This window comes from Psychrobacillus sp. FSL K6-2843 (assembly GCF_038626375.1).
In the GTDB taxonomy this organism is placed as follows: domain Bacteria; phylum Bacillota; class Bacilli; order Bacillales_A; family Planococcaceae; genus Psychrobacillus; species Psychrobacillus faecigallinarum.
Genome location: NZ_CP152021.1, coordinates 2,459,400 through 2,475,143, shown reverse-complemented (window position 1 = coordinate 2,475,143; position 15,744 = coordinate 2,459,400). Strand labels below are relative to the sequence as shown.

The 15,744-nt window shown below is 37.9% G+C and carries 20 protein-coding genes and 1 other annotated feature; of the genes, 19 read left to right on the top strand and 1 reads right to left on the bottom strand.

Annotation, left to right across the window (positions count from 1 at the left end; all coding sequences use genetic code 11):
- The first annotated feature begins 12 nt into the window (after positions 1-12).
- From minC to pheA, 11 genes are all read left to right on the top strand, one after another.
- A complete protein-coding gene (gene minC / locus MKY94_RS12550; RefSeq protein ID WP_144535716.1) occupies positions 13-684 on the top strand; it encodes a septum site-determining protein MinC in 672 nt (223 codons plus the stop codon).
- Between the two features lies 1 nt (position 685).
- Positions 686-1,486: a septum site-determining protein MinD gene (gene minD, locus MKY94_RS12545; protein ID WP_144535718.1), complete on the top strand. Its 801-nt coding sequence runs from the start codon at positions 686-688 to the stop codon at positions 1,484-1,486.
- 277 nt (positions 1,487-1,763) lie between these two features.
- Entirely contained in the window at positions 1,764-2,312 is a 549-nt protein-coding gene (locus tag MKY94_RS12540) for a hypothetical protein (RefSeq protein WP_191696831.1), read from the top strand.
- The gene (locus tag MKY94_RS12535; protein ID WP_191963846.1) at positions 2,278-2,898 is read left to right on the top strand and encodes a site-2 protease family protein; all 621 of its coding nucleotides are present in this window, start codon (positions 2,278-2,280) and stop codon (positions 2,896-2,898) included. Before MKY94_RS12540 ends, MKY94_RS12535 begins: the two co-directional genes overlap by 35 nt.
- A 51-nt stretch (positions 2,899-2,949) precedes the next feature.
- Positions 2,950-3,030: a sequence feature (ribosomal protein L21 leader region), on the top strand.
- Positions 3,031-3,044: 14 nt separating this feature from the next.
- Positions 3,045-3,353 carry a 50S ribosomal protein L21 gene (rplU, locus tag MKY94_RS12530; protein WP_142538629.1) on the top strand — a complete coding sequence of 103 codons (309 nt, stop codon included), beginning with the start codon at positions 3,045-3,047 and terminating at the stop codon, positions 3,351-3,353.
- 1 nt (position 3,354) lies between these two features.
- On the top strand, positions 3,355-3,690 hold the full coding sequence (locus MKY94_RS12525; RefSeq protein ID WP_144535724.1) for a ribosomal-processing cysteine protease Prp: 336 nt from the start codon (positions 3,355-3,357) through the stop codon (positions 3,688-3,690).
- Between the two features lie 12 nt (positions 3,691-3,702).
- Positions 3,703-3,993: a 50S ribosomal protein L27 gene (rpmA, locus tag MKY94_RS12520; RefSeq protein ID WP_144535725.1), complete on the top strand. Its 291-nt coding sequence runs from the start codon at positions 3,703-3,705 to the stop codon at positions 3,991-3,993.
- Between the two features lie 139 nt (positions 3,994-4,132).
- Positions 4,133-4,666, top strand: a complete 534-nt coding sequence (locus tag MKY94_RS12515; protein ID WP_151109340.1) for a Spo0B domain-containing protein — start codon at positions 4,133-4,135, stop codon at positions 4,664-4,666.
- A gap of 5 nt (positions 4,667-4,671) precedes the next feature.
- Complete coding sequence (obgE, locus tag MKY94_RS12510) at positions 4,672-5,961, top strand: GTPase ObgE (RefSeq protein WP_191696833.1); 1,290 nt, start codon at positions 4,672-4,674, stop codon at positions 5,959-5,961.
- A gap of 15 nt (positions 5,962-5,976) precedes the next feature.
- Complete coding sequence (locus MKY94_RS12505) at positions 5,977-6,432, top strand: ACT domain-containing protein (protein WP_144535730.1); 456 nt, start codon at positions 5,977-5,979, stop codon at positions 6,430-6,432.
- A 13-nt stretch (positions 6,433-6,445) separates the two neighbouring features.
- The gene (pheA, locus tag MKY94_RS12500; protein WP_342577128.1) at positions 6,446-7,324 is read left to right on the top strand and encodes a prephenate dehydratase; all 879 of its coding nucleotides are present in this window, start codon (positions 6,446-6,448) and stop codon (positions 7,322-7,324) included.
- A 324-nt stretch (positions 7,325-7,648) separates the two neighbouring features.
- Here the strand turns inward: pheA and MKY94_RS12495 are convergent, their stop codons facing one another.
- Positions 7,649-8,185, bottom strand: a complete 537-nt coding sequence (locus MKY94_RS12495; protein WP_191696835.1) for a transcription repressor NadR — start codon at positions 8,183-8,185, stop codon at positions 7,649-7,651.
- A gap of 137 nt (positions 8,186-8,322) precedes the next feature.
- On the opposite strand from MKY94_RS12495, the gene MKY94_RS12490 reads away from it, so the two are divergent.
- The 8 genes from MKY94_RS12490 (at position 8,323) to MKY94_RS12455 (ending at position 15,360) form a co-directional block, all read left to right on the top strand.
- Positions 8,323-9,552 (top strand): LysM domain-containing protein, encoded by a 1,230-nt coding sequence (locus MKY94_RS12490; RefSeq protein WP_151109346.1) that lies wholly within the window; start codon positions 8,323-8,325, stop codon positions 9,550-9,552.
- Between the two features lie 2 nt (positions 9,553-9,554).
- Complete coding sequence (locus MKY94_RS12485) at positions 9,555-10,403, top strand: hypothetical protein (RefSeq protein WP_144535738.1); 849 nt, start codon at positions 9,555-9,557, stop codon at positions 10,401-10,403.
- A gap of 91 nt (positions 10,404-10,494) precedes the next feature.
- Positions 10,495-11,115, top strand: a complete 621-nt coding sequence (ruvA, locus tag MKY94_RS12480) for a Holliday junction branch migration protein RuvA (RefSeq protein ID WP_151109348.1) — start codon at positions 10,495-10,497, stop codon at positions 11,113-11,115.
- 17 nt (positions 11,116-11,132) lie between these two features.
- Positions 11,133-12,143, top strand: a complete 1,011-nt coding sequence (ruvB, locus tag MKY94_RS12475; RefSeq protein WP_151109350.1) for a Holliday junction branch migration DNA helicase RuvB — start codon at positions 11,133-11,135, stop codon at positions 12,141-12,143.
- Between the two features lie 18 nt (positions 12,144-12,161).
- A complete protein-coding gene (gene queA, locus MKY94_RS12470; protein WP_151109352.1) occupies positions 12,162-13,202 on the top strand; it encodes a tRNA preQ1(34) S-adenosylmethionine ribosyltransferase-isomerase QueA in 1,041 nt (346 codons plus the stop codon).
- Positions 13,203-14,342, top strand: a complete 1,140-nt coding sequence (gene tgt, locus MKY94_RS12465) for a tRNA guanosine(34) transglycosylase Tgt (RefSeq protein ID WP_151109354.1) — start codon at positions 13,203-13,205, stop codon at positions 14,340-14,342.
- A 36-nt stretch (positions 14,343-14,378) separates the two neighbouring features.
- Entirely contained in the window at positions 14,379-14,651 is a 273-nt protein-coding gene (yajC, locus tag MKY94_RS12460) for a preprotein translocase subunit YajC (RefSeq protein WP_255475386.1), read from the top strand.
- Positions 14,652-14,721: 70 nt separating this feature from the next.
- Positions 14,722-15,360, top strand: coding sequence for a DUF421 domain-containing protein (locus tag MKY94_RS12455; RefSeq protein ID WP_191696836.1), 639 nt, complete (start codon positions 14,722-14,724; stop codon positions 15,358-15,360).
- Positions 15,361-15,744: the final 384 nt, after the last annotated feature.

Sequence of the window (15,744 nt, the reverse complement as noted above, 5' to 3'; positions counted from 1 at the left end):
GAGGTGACTTGATTGACAAAAAAGCAGTTAATATCGATTAAAGGGACGAAAGAGGGCCTTGTATTACGTTTAGACGATCAGTGTTCATACACAGAACTTTTAGAAGAATTAACGAAAAAGGTTTCTGATGAAGGTTTTGAAGGCCAGGCAGAAGTACTCTTACAACTTGGATATCGATATTGTAATGACGAGCAGGCAAAAGAAATTATCAACTGTGTACAACAAACAGAGCATCTTCGCGTTTCGAAAATACAGAGCGAGGTTATGGCTGTTGAAGAATGTAATAGAAGATTAATAGAAAATCAATCAGAGACTTACGTCGGAATAGTACGTTCTGGACAAGTTATCAAAGCAGAAGGCGACCTTGTTGTCATAGGGGATGTCAATCCGAATGGACGAGTAGTTGCAGGTGGTAATGTTTTTGTACTTGGACGATTAAAAGGAATCGCGCATGCTGGTTCAAATGGTAACAGAGAGGCTGTCATCGCAGCATCTTGGCTAGAGGCAACCCATCTAATAATTGATAGTGTTATAGAAACGATGACAGATGAGTTAAGTGTCTTATCTGAGCAGCCTGAAATGGAATGTGCTTATTTACATACTAATGGCTCTATAGCTATCGATCGCTTACAGGAGCTAAGATTAATAAGACCAAATCTATCAACATTTAAAGGAGGAAGCTAATGTGGGAGAAGCAATCGTAATAACTTCAGGTAAGGGAGGAGTCGGTAAAACGACGACCACTGCTAACCTTGGTACTGCATTGGCTTTGCAAGGTAAGAAAGTTTGTTTAATGGACACAGACATAGGTCTAAGAAACTTAGACGTAGTTCTTGGACTAGAAAATAGAATTATTTATGATTTAGTAGACGTAGTAGAAGGTCGCTGTAAAATCCATCAGGCGCTTGTAAAAGATAAGCGTTTTGAGGACAAGTTATACCTGTTACCAGCAGCACAAACTACGGATAAAAATGCAGTGACACCAGAGCAAATGAAAAATCTTGTAACAGAACTAAAAAGAGATTATGACTATGTTCTCATTGATTGCCCTGCTGGTATTGAGCAAGGCTACAAAAATGCTATTGCCGGAGCAGATAAAGCAATTGTTGTCACTACACCAGAAATTTCGGCAGTGCGTGACGCAGATCGAATTATTGGTCTGTTGGAGCAAGAGGATTCCATCGATCCACCAAAATTAATCATCAATCGTATCCGGCAGCATTTAATGCAAAGTGGTGATGCTTTAGATATTAATGAAATCACTACACATTTATCCATAGACTTACTAGGAATTATAGCTGATGATGAGAATGTCATTACCTCATCTAATAAGGGAGAGCCAGTAGTAATGGATCCTTCCAACCGCGCAGCGCTTGGATACAGAAACATAGCTAGACGAATTCTAGGAGAATCCGTTCCGTTAATGTCAATGGATACACCTAAAAAAGGCGTCATTTCGAAGATAAAATCAATTTTTTCTAAATAAAAAATGACTAAGCTATTTATAAAGATTATATAAGGCACTTTCTGTTCGATTTGAACAGAAAGTGCCTTGTTTACATTATCTATTTATTATTTTTGTGTTACCTTGCCACTTCAAATGAATCTGTTGGCTTGAATATAGTCCAGTCCGCTTATATTCCACTGTAGCTTGGAAGGTGTCTTTCATGTTCTTTGATTTCAAACTTTCAAGAAAAAATACCCTTACCTCTTTTATTCATGAAATGGGACAGATAGTCATATATTTTTTTAGGGGGAATGTTATGCTATCGAAAAAAAAATGGATGCTTGCAATTCTATTAGTATTTCTATTCATCGTTATGGACAAATTTGAAAAAAATGATGTGCTATCTACAAACTATTCAAATACACTTTTAGCACCTCAAAAGCCGACGGAAATTTATCAAAAAGTTAGGGAATGGATTACCCCAAATGAAGACGTGGTGACGGTTAGTGCACCCCTTTTAGAAAATCCAGTGCTTGAGTACAGTACCATCCAACCATATGGTCAAGGAGCAGTGCTTTCAATCAGTGCTTCCCAAAAAATTGGTGCTTCTGAAAATGGTTTAATTATATTTACCGGCTACACGAAAAAAACTGGGAAGACTATTTCTATTCTATATGACAATGGAGAAACGGTTACTTATGGATTTTTGGAAGAATTCTATCAACTACCATATACAACCGTAAATGCGGGAGACATATTTGCATCAGTAAAAAGAGACATTCTGTATGTTCAAGTAGAGAAGGATGGAGAAACTTTAGAGACAACGGATATTGTCGACTGGCTTGCAACAAATTATGAAGAGTAGGCTTTTCAGAATTCATCCTATTATGATTCCCTTTCTTTTATTTTTTTACCTTTCTGGCGAGATTGCAGTGTATGCAATTGTTTTTGGATCCTTAATCATTCATGAGCTAGGCCACCTAGTTGCGGCAAAAGCAGTTGGAGGAAGGGTTACGTCCTGTACTATACTTCCCTATGGTGGGGAGATAAAGATTGAGCAATTTGGAAAGTGGGGAAAAAGAGAACAGCTTATAGTTATTTTAGGAGGACCTTTCTTTACTTTGGTGGTTCTACTGGTAAGTAAGGTAGTCGATTTTCCACAAGTAGAGCTGTTAACCTATACTCAGCTAGTTATTCTTTGCTTAAATCTACTTCCGATATATCCTCTTGACGGAGGGCGAGTAATTAATTCATTATTTCCAAACTTTTATATCGAGTTAATCAGTTTTTCCTTATTGATCAGTTTGCTAATTTTTTATACAAGTTTGTACTATTTTCCTAAAGGATTATTTGTCTCGCTAATCTTTTTATTTATAGCATTGCAAAATTTATCTTTTTGGAGATTTAGAAGGTACAAGCTAGCATTTGATCGTATTACGAAAAATGCTTGACTCGATTTTTTATATGTGTTAACATTTTAATGTTATTGTTTGTAGCAGCACCCGTTGCTACAACCGCTCTGAAAAGGTTTTAAGTATTCAGTCTACTGAATCACCTTTTGGAAGGCGAGTCTTAGTCTAAGAGGAGGTGCAGGTAAATGTACGCAATTATTGAAACTGGTGGTAAACAAATCAAAGTTGAACAAGGGCAAGAAATCTACATTGAAAAATTAGATGTAAATGCTGATGAAGTTGTAACTTTTGATAAAGTATTATTCGTAGGTGGAAATGATGTTAAAGTTGGTGCTCCATTCGTGGAAGGTGCTAAAGTTACAGCTAAAGTTGTAAAAAACGGCAAAGCTAAAAAAATCATCGTTTTCAAATACAAAGCTAAAAAGAACTATCGTAAAAAACAAGGTCACCGTCAACCATACACTAAATTAGTAGTAGAATCTATTAGCTTATAATATGATTAAAGTGACTGTTACAAGAGATCAATCAGGTCTTATTCATTCCTTTGAAATGAAGGGACATGCTGATTTTGCCGAGCATGGGAAGGATTTAGTATGTGCTGGTGCTACTGCTGTATCGTTTGGTGCAGTAAATGCCATCATCTCACTTACAAAAATTACTCCTATTATTAAGCAAAAGGGTGACGGAGGGTATTTATACGTTGAAGTACCTAGCATTGAAAGCTCTGAGAAAGCTGCGAGTATGCAGTTGATATTGGAGTCAATGATTGTATCTTTACAAACGATTGAGCAAGATTACGCTAAGTATATAAAAATAACCTTCAAAAAGTAGGAGGTGGAACATATGTTAAGATTAGATCTTCAGTTTTTCGCATCGAAAAAAGGAGTAGGTTCGACTAAAAATGGTCGTGACTCTCAATCGAAACGTCTAGGCGCTAAACGTGCTGATGGACAATTCGTATCAGGCGGATCAATTTTATTCCGTCAACGCGGTACAAAAATTCACCCAGGTGAAAACGTTGGCCGTGGTGGAGATGACACACTTTTCGCGAAAGTTGACGGTGTAGTACGCTTTGAGCGTTTCGGCCGCGACAAGAAAAAAGTAAGTGTATATCCTGTAGCTCAAGAAGCTTAATTTACAAATAAGAGGACTGCATTTATGCAGTCCTTTTTTATTTTTAAAAATAGTTAAAAAGTATTCTTCGTTCTACGCAAAATAATTCCTTTCCTGTTATACTAGAAAGGATAGTAAACGTTGGAGCGTGTATACTAATATGAATCCTAAAAATATATCAATTAATGAAGTACTTCGTCATTCTATGCATGATTATTTAAACAATATGCATTTGATTCAAATGAATTTGGATATGGGTAGACAAGAAGAGGCTAAGCAATTAATTCGTATGTATTCACAGAAGTGCGCTCAATTCTTCGATTTAAACAACATAGGATTGTTAAAGACGAATGAATGGCTGCAGACGTTTCCGATAACGTATGGTCATATGACATTAGAGGTCCAAACAACTATAGAAAAATACGGTGCCAAAAAGTATGACACTGCTTTAAATGGTATATTGGATCAATTTGTACAATCTATTTATCCACGACTACAAGGATATCAGGAACAAATACTAAAAGTTCATATCAGTTCGACTGAATTACTAGAGATTTTAATTGAGGTTCAAGGAGATTGGACTCCTTATTCTTGGATAGACGATTCAGGAAATGAATTATTTAACATGGAAAGACTAAGCAACAGAGAAGGAAACCTGCAATTTAAGTTGGTTGCAAAGGAAAGATTGGAGTGAAATAAATGTTTGTCGATCACGTTAAGGTGTATGTAAAAGGCGGTGACGGCGGAGATGGTATGGTTGGTTTCCGTCGAGAAAAGTATGTCCCAATGGGTGGCCCCGCTGGTGGTGATGGAGGTAATGGTGGAGATGTAGTCTTTGAAGTAGATGAGGGACTGCGCACACTAATGGACTTCCGATATAAACGTCATTTTAAAGCAAATCGTGGAGTTCACGGTGGAAGTAAAAATATGCACGGAGCAAATGCGGATGATTTAATCGTAAAAGTTCCTCCTGGCACAATAGTTATGAATGAAGAAACTGGACAAGTTATTGCAGACCTTGTAGAGCATGGACAACAAGCAGTTATTGCCAAAGGTGGTCGTGGAGGACGTGGGAATTCACGTTTTGCAACTCCAGCAAATCCAGCACCAGAGCTATCTGAAAAAGGTGAGCCAGGTATTGAATTAAATGTAACATTAGAGTTAAAGGTTTTAGCGGACGTTGGACTTGTTGGATTCCCAAGTGTAGGTAAGTCTACATTATTATCAGTAGTATCAGCAGCTAAACCTAAAATTGCTTCTTATCACTTTACAACAATTGTACCGAACTTAGGCTTGGTTGAAACGGAAGATCATCGAAGCTTTGTAATGGCAGATCTACCAGGGCTTATCGAAGGAGCACATGAAGGCGTTGGACTAGGACATCAATTCCTTCGTCATATAGAGCGCACGAGAGTTATTGTTCATGTCATTGATATGTCTGGTATGGAAGGCCGCGAACCTTACGAGGACTACGTTACAATCAATGAAGAGTTAAAACAATATAATCTTCGCTTAACAGAAAGACCACAGATTATTGTAGCAAATAAAATGGATATGCCAGAGGCAGAAGAAAACCTTGAGCTATTTAAAGAGAAAGTAGGAAAAGATACAAAGATATTCCCTATCTCAGCTGTGTCTCGTCAAGGCTTGCAAGAATTACTATTTGCAGTAGCAGATATTTTAGAAGATGCACCTGAATATCCATTAGAGCACATGCAAGAAGAAGAGACAGAGACATCTGTAATGTACAAGCATGAGGCTTCTAAGGATGACTTTGTTATCTCAAGAGACGATGACGGAGCATTTGTATTATCTGGCGGAACTGTAGAAAGATTGTTTAAAATGACTGATTTCAGTCGAGAAGACTCTATTCGTAGATTCTCTAGACAGTTACGTGGCATGGGTATCGACGATGCACTTCGTGAACGTGGAGCGAAGGACGGAGATACTGTACGATTACTACAATTCGAGTTTGAATTTATCGAATAGGAGGAAGGGAACCGCATGAAGGATGTTACAAGCCAGCGCTTTTATCTTGTTAGAGAAGATGTGCTGACAGAAGCAATGCAAAAAACTTTAGAAGCAAAGCATCTTCTTCAATCGGGGAAAGTTTCCTCGATTTGGGATGCAGTGAAAGAAGTAGATTTGTCTCGTAGTGCTTTTTATAAATATCGTGACGCGGTTTTTCCGTTCCATTCGATTGTACAAGAAAGAATCTTAACTGTTTTTTTACAGCTAGAAGATCGAGAAGGAACGCTTGCGCGACTACTTTCCTTAGTGGCAGATTCTACATGCAATGTATTGACGATTCACCAGACAATTCCAATTCAAGGAAGAGCTAGTGTCACGTTATCATTGGATGTGACTGCTATGAATAAGGAATTGGACGAGTTTATAAACGAAATGAAGCGACTAGACTTTGTAGAATCAGCTGAAGTAATTAGCTCTGGTGCTTTGTAAGGAGTGTATGGTTTTGACAAATTTACAGATTGCCTACCTTGGACCGGAGGCTTCTTTTACTCACTTAGCAACACAGGCGTTATTTCCAACGGATTGTTTACTACCAATACGAACAATTCCAGAGTGTATTGAAATGGTTAGTAACGGACAGGTTGAGGTAGCAGTTGTTCCACTTGAAAATGCTTTAGAGGGCACGGTGCCTTTAACGATAGATTATTTATTTCATGAAGCTGAAGTAAACGTAATTGCAGAAATTTTGTCACCGATTGCTCAGCATTTGATGGTTCATCCAAATAATATGGAAAAATCGGAAAAAATATCAACTATTTACTCCCATCCACATGCATTGGCTCAGTGCCACAAATATTTGTACTATCGATTTGGTAAGGTGCCATTAGAGCAATCTTCCTCAACTGCAGCAGCAGCAAAGTATGTGTCGGAACGAGCAGATGAATGTATTGCTGCAATCGCAAATACATCCGCAGCAGCTGAATATGATTTAAAAATCGTTGAACATAATATTCATGATTTTCATTTTAACCATACTCGGTTCTTCGTGCTTTCGAAAAAGAAAAAATGTATAGAAACCAAAGGACATAATGGACAGGTTAAAACTACTGTAATGATCACACTACCAAAAGATGATCGATCAGGAGCTCTTCATCAAGTCCTTTCTGTATTTGCATGGCGTCAGCTTAACTTGAGTAAAATCGAATCTCGACCTTTAAAAACCGGACTCGGACAATATTTTTTCATCATAGACGTGCTCGAAGATGAGAAAGCTCCAATGATGATAGGGGCAATTGAAGAGTTGAAGGCTTTAGGTTGTGAGGTTAAATCACTTGGCTCCTATTATACATACGAAACAAAAGCGGAAGTACCCTCTGAATAAATTACCCTTTATTTAATAGACCAGAAATTTTATATATTAAGAATGCCATGAACTCTCTGTTCATGGCATTCTTGTTAAATACAAAGAAAAATGTTGGATATTGCTCTTTGCAAATAGAAGATGGTAAACCAAGCAAAGTAACCAACGAAAAACTTTTGAAAAGTATACGTATAAAACAAGTTTGTATTGATTTTCAAATTTTGAGGTTTCATTTTATTCAAAAATAAAAAGCTCCTAAACCAAACTAATTTAGAAACTTTACTATGTTCTTAAGCATTTTAAATCAAAAATCTAGTGGGCACTTTAAGAGGCTTCAACTACCCTTTAATTTTGCTCATCCATTATATACCCTTTTTTTCGAATAGCCTCTATTCCTCTTACTAATATCTCCTCACTTGGGGCAGATAACCGATGAATGTGAACCCCTGAAGTTAGCTCTAGTAAAAAGGAAGCTTCTGTTTCTCGTACTTTTTTTAAAAATATTTCCACATCATGTCGATTGGAAACCATAATAGATGAGGTAATTTCGCCGTATACCGTGTGTTCTACAGTTACATTTTCTACTGTAACGCCAGCATCTACTAATGTTAATAACTCCTCCTCAGTCTCCTTTGATTTATGGATACATACTACACTTTTTTGGACAGAACCAAAGTCTTCGCGGTTAGGTAATAAAATGTACCCTTGGTTAGTAGACATAATAGGATGATTGGTGGCCTTCAGCAGGGTAATATCGTTTACTATTACCTGTCTACTCACATTTGCTAATTTAGCAAGCTCAGACCCTTTAATAGGTTGGTCTTGTTCCTTGAGATAAGAACAGATCCAAGTTCTACGCTCTGCCCCTTTTAATTTTTTCATAAGTAAATTCCTCCAACCTTGCATAACAGTATAGTTGCTATTCATAAGTTTATCATGAAGGGAACTATCAATGTTTTAAAATCTGTGACCAATTTTTGTTGTTACACATATTTTAAGGTGAAGGAAGGAGGAAGACTGTGCAAATTCATATTGTTAAAAAGGGTGATACCCTTTGGAAAATATCAAGAGAGTATGGAGTTTCTTTTGATGATTTAAAAAAGATAAATGCTCATTTAGCTAATCCCGAATATATTGTACCAGGAATGAAAATCTTCATACCAGAAGCGAGGAAGACAGAAAGTATGGTACATCCTTATGGGGAGAATCGCCCAAACAAGAAGGGGATGATGGGTGATGGAACAGCTCAGCCATACGATGGCAACCTTAAACAAATTCAAAAGGCTCAGCCAATACCAAAAGCGCAACCAATTCCACAAGCTGCACCTACACCAAAAGCTGTACCTATACCAAAAGCCCAACCTGCACAACCAATGCCACCAATTCAGCCAAGTGTACCTGCTCCAAAAGAAAAAATTATTCAAAAGTCGATACCTGTCCCCGTACCTGTACCAATTCCGATAATAGTACCTGAATCTAAACCAGCACCGCAGCCAAAACCAGTACCAGTACCAAAACCAGTTCCTGTGCCACAACCAGCGCCAAAGCCAAAGCCAGTACCTCAAGCAAAACCGGAGGTAAAACCACAGCCTAAGCCCGTACAACCAATTCCGATTCAACCAGTTCAGCCTAAGCTAATACCTGTTCCATGTCCACCAATGCAGCAGCATCCTATTATGTACCCTGTTCCTTGCCCGCCTATGCCTTGTCCACCTATGCCATGCCCGCCGGATCCATGTGCACACGTTCACCCGATGCATTATATGCAGCAAAATCACCCAATGGCTATTCAACCAACCCATTTTGCTCCAATGCAAATGATGCCATCGCCAGAATATGATATGCCTTCACCAAATAGTTGGATGCTTATCGAATCTTCCAATATAGACGTAGAAGAGCAGGTAGAATACAGTGTTATGCCTAGTCATCCTCGTATGCCGGCTGTAGAGACTCTAGCGACGCAGATGACAGAAATGATGGTGGAGGAACCTTCTTCTGCTTTAGAAATGGCTAACGATTATATGCAAAATGATTATTTTCAGCAATATCAACAGCAGAACGCTCAACAGGCATATATTCAACCGCATTATGAGCAAACCCCATGTGCATCATGTGGCGATTCACATATGAACTATGCTCAGCCACAAATGTATAGTCATAATCCGTATCACGGTGGTTATCCTTGTCCTCCACAACCATATTATCAACATGTATATCCGTGTCCACCATATCCGCATCAGCACTTTTAAATGTGGATACTTATATAAAGCAGATAAAGAAAAATGTATGGAAGTGGAAAAACGAAGATGGTATTTTTTCTGTAAAAAAATACACTTCGGGAGAGCAAGCTGCAAAAATTCGTTATATCCATGATGAGCTATACCGTTTAGAAAAACCTTTTGTATTACCTATAATTCCTTCAACACAGCAGGATTATATAATTCAGCCATGGTTTAAAAATAATCGTACAGTGAGTTATAAAGACAAAAAAGATAGATCTGAGACTTATTCTTTACTTAAGAGAATGCATAGCACTAGAAAAAAGATTGAATGGGAAAAGAGTAATTTGCTTTATCCTTTTAATTTAATTTCCAAGTGGCAAACTAGATTTCTAAAAGTAGATGAAATAGCTCCTTTTATAGAATCCTATATTGGTTTTAATAAGACAAAATTGCTAGTGCAATATGGGGATATGGCACTTCAAAACATTCGACCATTTAGTATGAAGAATCCGACACTATTGCATGGGGATGTCGTACATCATAACTTTTTAGCCAATGACTTTACTTATAAAATAATTGATTTTGACTTGGCGGTGTTAGGACCTAGGGAGACGGAGTACATCCTTTGGATTCATCGGGTTTTGCCTGAAATGGAGTATGATATTGAATTGTTCCTAAACGAGTTTCCTGAGTTAGAGAAAACTGTTGCAAAATATAAAGAAGCAATCATGTACCCAAATGAATTGTATAGAGAATGGTTGTATGCGTTTGCCTTGCCCGGCGAGAGGAAACAAAAGTTTATTAACCAGCTTATTCCGTATACGAACAAAGCTTTAACAAATTGGCCTAGTTTATGCTATAATTTAAGTCAGCTATAATAGTTTAATGGAGGATGGTCGCTCAAGCTATGGGCGGCCCTCTTTGTTTGTTATGCTATAATGATTGTATGGAAATGGTGGGAAGCAAAGTATGTATGATTACATAAAAGGGCAGGTCACTAGAGTGACTCCTGAATATGTTGTTTTAGAGCAACAGGGCATTGGCTATCAATTGTTTACGCCAAACCCATATGCATTTAGAAAAAGTGAAGAGATAATACAAGTTTTTACTTATCTTCATATAAGAGAAGATGCTCAGCAATTAATGGGTTTTCCTACACTTGCACAGAGAGAGCTGTTCCGAAAGTTAATACTTGTTTCTGGTATAGGTCCTAAGGGAGCACTGGCTATACTTGCAAGTGGGGAGCCTACTCATGTAATTCAAGCAATAGAAAGGGAAGATGAATCATTCTTAGTAAAATTCCCTGGAGTAGGTAAAAAAACAGCAAGACAAATGATATTAGACTTAAAAGGAAAGCTAAATGACTTAATCGATATTGAGTTAATGGAATTCGATAATGACGAACCTGGCCTATTTGTTGAAAATGAATCGGATCATGAATTGGAAGAAGCTATTCTAGCTCTAACAGCACTAGGATACTCTGAACGGGAGCTTTCAAAAATACGCCCATTACTTAAGTCAAATAATGATTTACATACAACGGACGAATTTATGAAAAAAGGATTGCAGCTATTATTTTCAGGTAAATAAGAAAGGAGGGGCTTTGAATGACAGAACGTGTGATTTCCAGTGATGTTTCTCCATATGATGAGCCATTTGAGCAATCACTTCGTCCACAGTTATTATCACAATATATTGGACAGGATAAAATAAAGCATAACCTGAGTATTTTTATCGAAGCGGCAAAAATGAGAAATGAGAGTCTGGATCATTGTCTTCTATATGGACCTCCTGGACTTGGTAAAACTACACTTGCCGCAGTTATCGCAAACGAAATGGATGTACAAATGCGGATGACAAGCGGTCCAGCTATTGAGCGACCGGGTGATTTAGCTGCGATAGTTAGTTCGCTTGAGCCGGGCGATGTACTATTCATCGATGAGATTCATCGATTAAATCGTTCTATTGAAGAAGTACTTTATCCTGCTATGGAAGATTTTTGCTTAGACATCGTTGTAGGGAAAGGGCCGGCTGCCAGAAGTGTACGCTTAGATCTACCACCTTTTACATTAGTGGGAGCAACGACAAGAGCAGGTGCATTATCTGCTCCGCTCCGTGACAGGTTTGGAGTACTGCTTCGTTTAGATTACTACGATGAAGAGGCGCTAACGGCGATTGTTGTAAGAAGTGCAGAGCTATTTAACGCTACAATCGATCATGAATCTGCGGGAGAAATTGCTCGTCGCTCAAGAGGGACTCCTCGTATTGCCAATCGTTTGCTAAAACGGGTGAGGGATTATGCGCAAGTTAGAGGAAATGGTAAAATTACTTTAAGTATTGCGAAAGATGCATTAGAGTTATTACAAGTGGATCCACTAGGTTTGGATCATATAGATCATAAACTCATGAACGCAATGATTGAGCGTTTTAGAGGTGGTCCAGTTGGATTAGATACGATTGCAGCTAGCATAGGAGAAGAATCTACTACAATAGAGGATGTATATGAGCCATATTTAATGCAAATTGGTTTTATTCAACGATCTCCACGTGGAAGAATTGTGACTCCACTAGCATATGAACACTTAGGAATACCATTGCCAACTGATACAAACAACTAAAAAAGGAAGTACTTATTAATGAGAGTAGAAGATTTTGATTTTGAATTACCAGAAGAGTTAATTGCACAAACACCATTAGCTGATCGCACGAGTAGTAAACTTTTAATAACGGACTATCCAAATAATAAGCTTGAACACAAAAGCTTTGCCATGATTATTGATGAATTGAATGAGGGTGATTGCCTAGTTTTAAATGATACGAAGGTTATGCCGGCTCGTTTAATGGGCGTCAAAGAGGACACAGGAGCAAATATTGAAGTACTATTATTGACTCAAATGGAGGGTGATGAGTGGGAAACACTTGTCAAACCAGCAAAACGAGTAAAAATTGGTACAAAAATTGTATTTGGAGAAGGCTTGTTGACAGCTGTATGTACAGGTTTAAAGGATCACGGAGGAAGAATTTTCCGTTTTGAATATGATGGAGTATTTTTTGAGGTATTGGACAAGCTTGGAGAAATGCCACTACCACCTTATATCCATGAAAAGCTAGATGATAAGGATCGTTATCAAACAGTTTACGCAAAGGAACAGGGTTCAGCAGCAGCACCAACAGCTGGACTTCATTTTACAACGGAATTATTGGAAGCAATAAAAGAAAAAGGTGTTAACATTGCTTTTGTGACACTTCATGTTGGTTTGGGCACATTCCGACCAGTAAGTGTGGATTCCATTGATGATCATGAAATGCATGCGGAATTTTACCGTATCACAAAGGAAACAGCAGATTTAATCAATGGAGTGAAGGCAGCTGGTGGAAAGATCGTTGCGGTGGGTACAACTTCCACTAGAACACTTGAAACTGTTGCTACTAGATTTAATGGTATTCTTCAAGAGGATAGTGGTTGGACATCTATATTCATTTATCCAGGCTATGAATTTAAATGTATTGATGGAATGATCACTAACTTCCATTTACCAAAGTCTACCCTTGTAATGCTAGTGAGTGCTTTAACATCAAAAGAATTTATACTATCTGCATACCAAGAAGCTATCGAGCAACGTTATCGTTTCTTTAGCTTTGGAGATGCGATGTTCATAAAAGGAAGGAATTATTAAATGGCAGCAATTACGTATGAGTTAATAAAAAAAGATAAACAAACAGGTGCTCGTCTTGGTATTGTACACACTCCACATGGATCGTTTGAAACACCGACATTTATGCCGGTTGGTACACAAGCTACTGTTAAAACAATGGCGCCCGAAGATATCAAAGAAATGGATGCGGGTATCATCTTAAGCAATACTTATCATCTATGGCTTCGTCCTGGCCACGATATTATTCGTGAAGCTGGTGGTTTGCACAAATTTATGAATTGGGACCGTGCAATTTTAACAGATTCAGGGGGCTTCCAAGTATTTAGTTTAAGCGATATGCGCAAAATAGAAGAAGAAGGGGTACATTTCCGTAATCACTTAAATGGGGACAAGCTATTTTTAAGCCCAGAAAAGTCAATGGAGATTCAAAATGCACTAGGTTCGGACATTATGATGGCTTTTGATGAGTGTCCGCCTTATCCAGCTACCTTTGAATACATGAAAGCTTCAGTAGAGCGTACATCTCGTTGGGCAGAGCGTTGCTTAACTGCACATACGAATACCGAAAAACAGGGCTTATTTGGTATTATTCAAGGTGGAGAATATGAGGAGCTTCGTAAACAATCTGCTAAAGACTTAGTGTCATTAGACTTCCCGGGATATGCGATTGGTGGATTGTCTGTAGGTGAACCAAAGGATGTCATGAACCGTGTTCTTGATTTTACTACTCCTTTAATGCCTGAGGACAAGCCTCGATACTTAATGGGAGTCGGTTCACCAGACTCACTTATTGACGGCTCTATTCGTGGAGTGGATATGTTTGACTGTGTATTACCAACCCGAATTGCTCGTAATGGTACTTTCTTTACACATAAAGGACGTCTAGTAATTAAGGGAGCAAAATTTGCTCGAGATTTTGGCCCAATAGATGAGAAGTGCGATTGCTATACTTGTAAAAACTATTCTCGAGCATACATTCGTCATTTATTTAAAGCAGATGAAACCTTTGGATTGCGTTTAGCTTCTTATCATAATCTACATTTTTTAATGAAATTAATGGAGAATGTTCGCCAGGCAATTAGAGAAGATAGACTGCTTGATTTTAAAGAAGAGTTTTTTGAAGAGTATGGGTACAACAAACCAAATGCAAAAAACTTCTGATTCTTGTATACTGTATAAAGAGGAAAAGGAGGGGAAATATTAGTGGATTTAGTAGGTTTATTACCAATTATTGCTATGTTCGTCGTAATGTGGTTCTTTATCATTCGACCAGCGCAAAAGAGACAGAAAACTACAGCTGAAATGCAAAGCAATCTAAAGCGTGGAGATCATATTATCACTGTTGGTGGATTACACGGAAAAGTAGATGCAGTGGATGACCAAACTATTTTTGTAGTAGTAGCAGATGGTACGCGTTTACAATTTGAACGCGTTGCAGTTGGACGAGTTGTAACGGATTCAACAATCTAAAAAAAATAAAGAGCTTACTCTTAGGAGTAAGTTCTTTTTTTATGGGCAATCTAATAGTGAGGTGAATTTTGTGAACGAGATTCTCATTATTATTTTCCGTACGATAGCATTATATTGGATCATACTAGCTATATTAAGAATGATGGGAAAAAGAGAAGTCGGTGAGTTGAGTATTTTTGACTTAGTCGTCTTTTTATTGATAGCTGAAGTTGGAGCAATAGCAATAGATGATCCAAGAAGTGAATTTATGCATGCTTTACTACCAATGTTGACGTTATTGATCATTCAGTTAATTGCTTCTTATACTTCCTTAAAAAGTAAAAAATTTAGAGATATGATGGAAGGCCATCCCTCTATTATTATGAAGGATGGAATTATTGTTGAAAAAGAGATGAGGAAACAAAGATATAATATGGACGATTTGCTTCAACAGCTTCGGGAGCAACAAATAGGCTCTATCCGTTCGGTTTCCTATGCGTTCTTAGAGCCCTCTGGAAACTTATCTGTTTTTAAGAAGGATGAGGAACAATTTATTTTCCCTTTGATTACTGATGGCGATATACAACTAGAACACCTTACACGAATTGGTAAAAGTAAGGAATGGTTACTAGAAGAGCTTGAAAAGAAAATGATTTTGGATCCCACCAAGGTGTTTTATTGTAGCTATGAGGACGATGAACTATATATTCAATTAAGGACATCATTTTAAAAAGATAGAAGAGGCTGGGACATAAGTAGATTCATGCTACGTAAAAATGTTGTGAGTAGATTCTTGTTATAATATTTAAACAAGAGGATACTTCATTCTGAGTGAATTTTGTTTTGTAGTGCCTGAAATTATGTACAGTTTTCACTTGATATCCTAGAAAATTCTAGTTTTTCGGAGCGAAGGCGGCGACTCCTAGGGGACAAGCGCGTGGGAGAGACTACGGGCTCGTCCCGTGTCCCCACCCAGGAAAGCGTCCGCTGTATCGGAGAACATTGACTATGAGCAGAAAAAAAGTCCAGAAAATTTACTAATCGGTAAATTTCCAGGACTATTAAATTTCTAAGGTGGGTTTTGTCCCAGATTCTTCTTAGTCACTTCATAATT

Coding starts and splice junctions, on each gene's coding strand:
- rplU (WP_142538629.1), top strand. CDS start 3,045: ATGTACGCAATTATTGAAACTGGTGGTAAACAAATCAAAGTTGAACAA.
- ruvA (WP_151109348.1), top strand. CDS start 10,495: ATGTATGATTACATAAAAGGGCAGGTCACTAGAGTGACTCCTGAATAT.
- MKY94_RS12525 (WP_144535724.1), top strand. CDS start 3,355: ATGATTAAAGTGACTGTTACAAGAGATCAATCAGGTCTTATTCATTCC.
- tgt (WP_151109354.1), top strand. CDS start 13,203: ATGGCAGCAATTACGTATGAGTTAATAAAAAAAGATAAACAAACAGGT.
- queA (WP_151109352.1), top strand. CDS start 12,162: ATGAGAGTAGAAGATTTTGATTTTGAATTACCAGAAGAGTTAATTGCA.
- MKY94_RS12505 (WP_144535730.1), top strand. CDS start 5,977: ATGAAGGATGTTACAAGCCAGCGCTTTTATCTTGTTAGAGAAGATGTG.
- ruvB (WP_151109350.1), top strand. CDS start 11,133: ATGACAGAACGTGTGATTTCCAGTGATGTTTCTCCATATGATGAGCCA.
- rpmA (WP_144535725.1), top strand. CDS start 3,703: ATGTTAAGATTAGATCTTCAGTTTTTCGCATCGAAAAAAGGAGTAGGT.
- MKY94_RS12540 (WP_191696831.1), top strand. CDS start 1,764: ATGCTATCGAAAAAAAAATGGATGCTTGCAATTCTATTAGTATTTCTA.
- obgE (WP_191696833.1), top strand. CDS start 4,672: ATGTTTGTCGATCACGTTAAGGTGTATGTAAAAGGCGGTGACGGCGGA.
- MKY94_RS12515 (WP_151109340.1), top strand. CDS start 4,133: ATGAATCCTAAAAATATATCAATTAATGAAGTACTTCGTCATTCTATG.
- MKY94_RS12495 (WP_191696835.1), bottom strand. CDS start 8,185: ATGAAAAAATTAAAAGGGGCAGAGCGTAGAACTTGGATCTGTTCTTAT.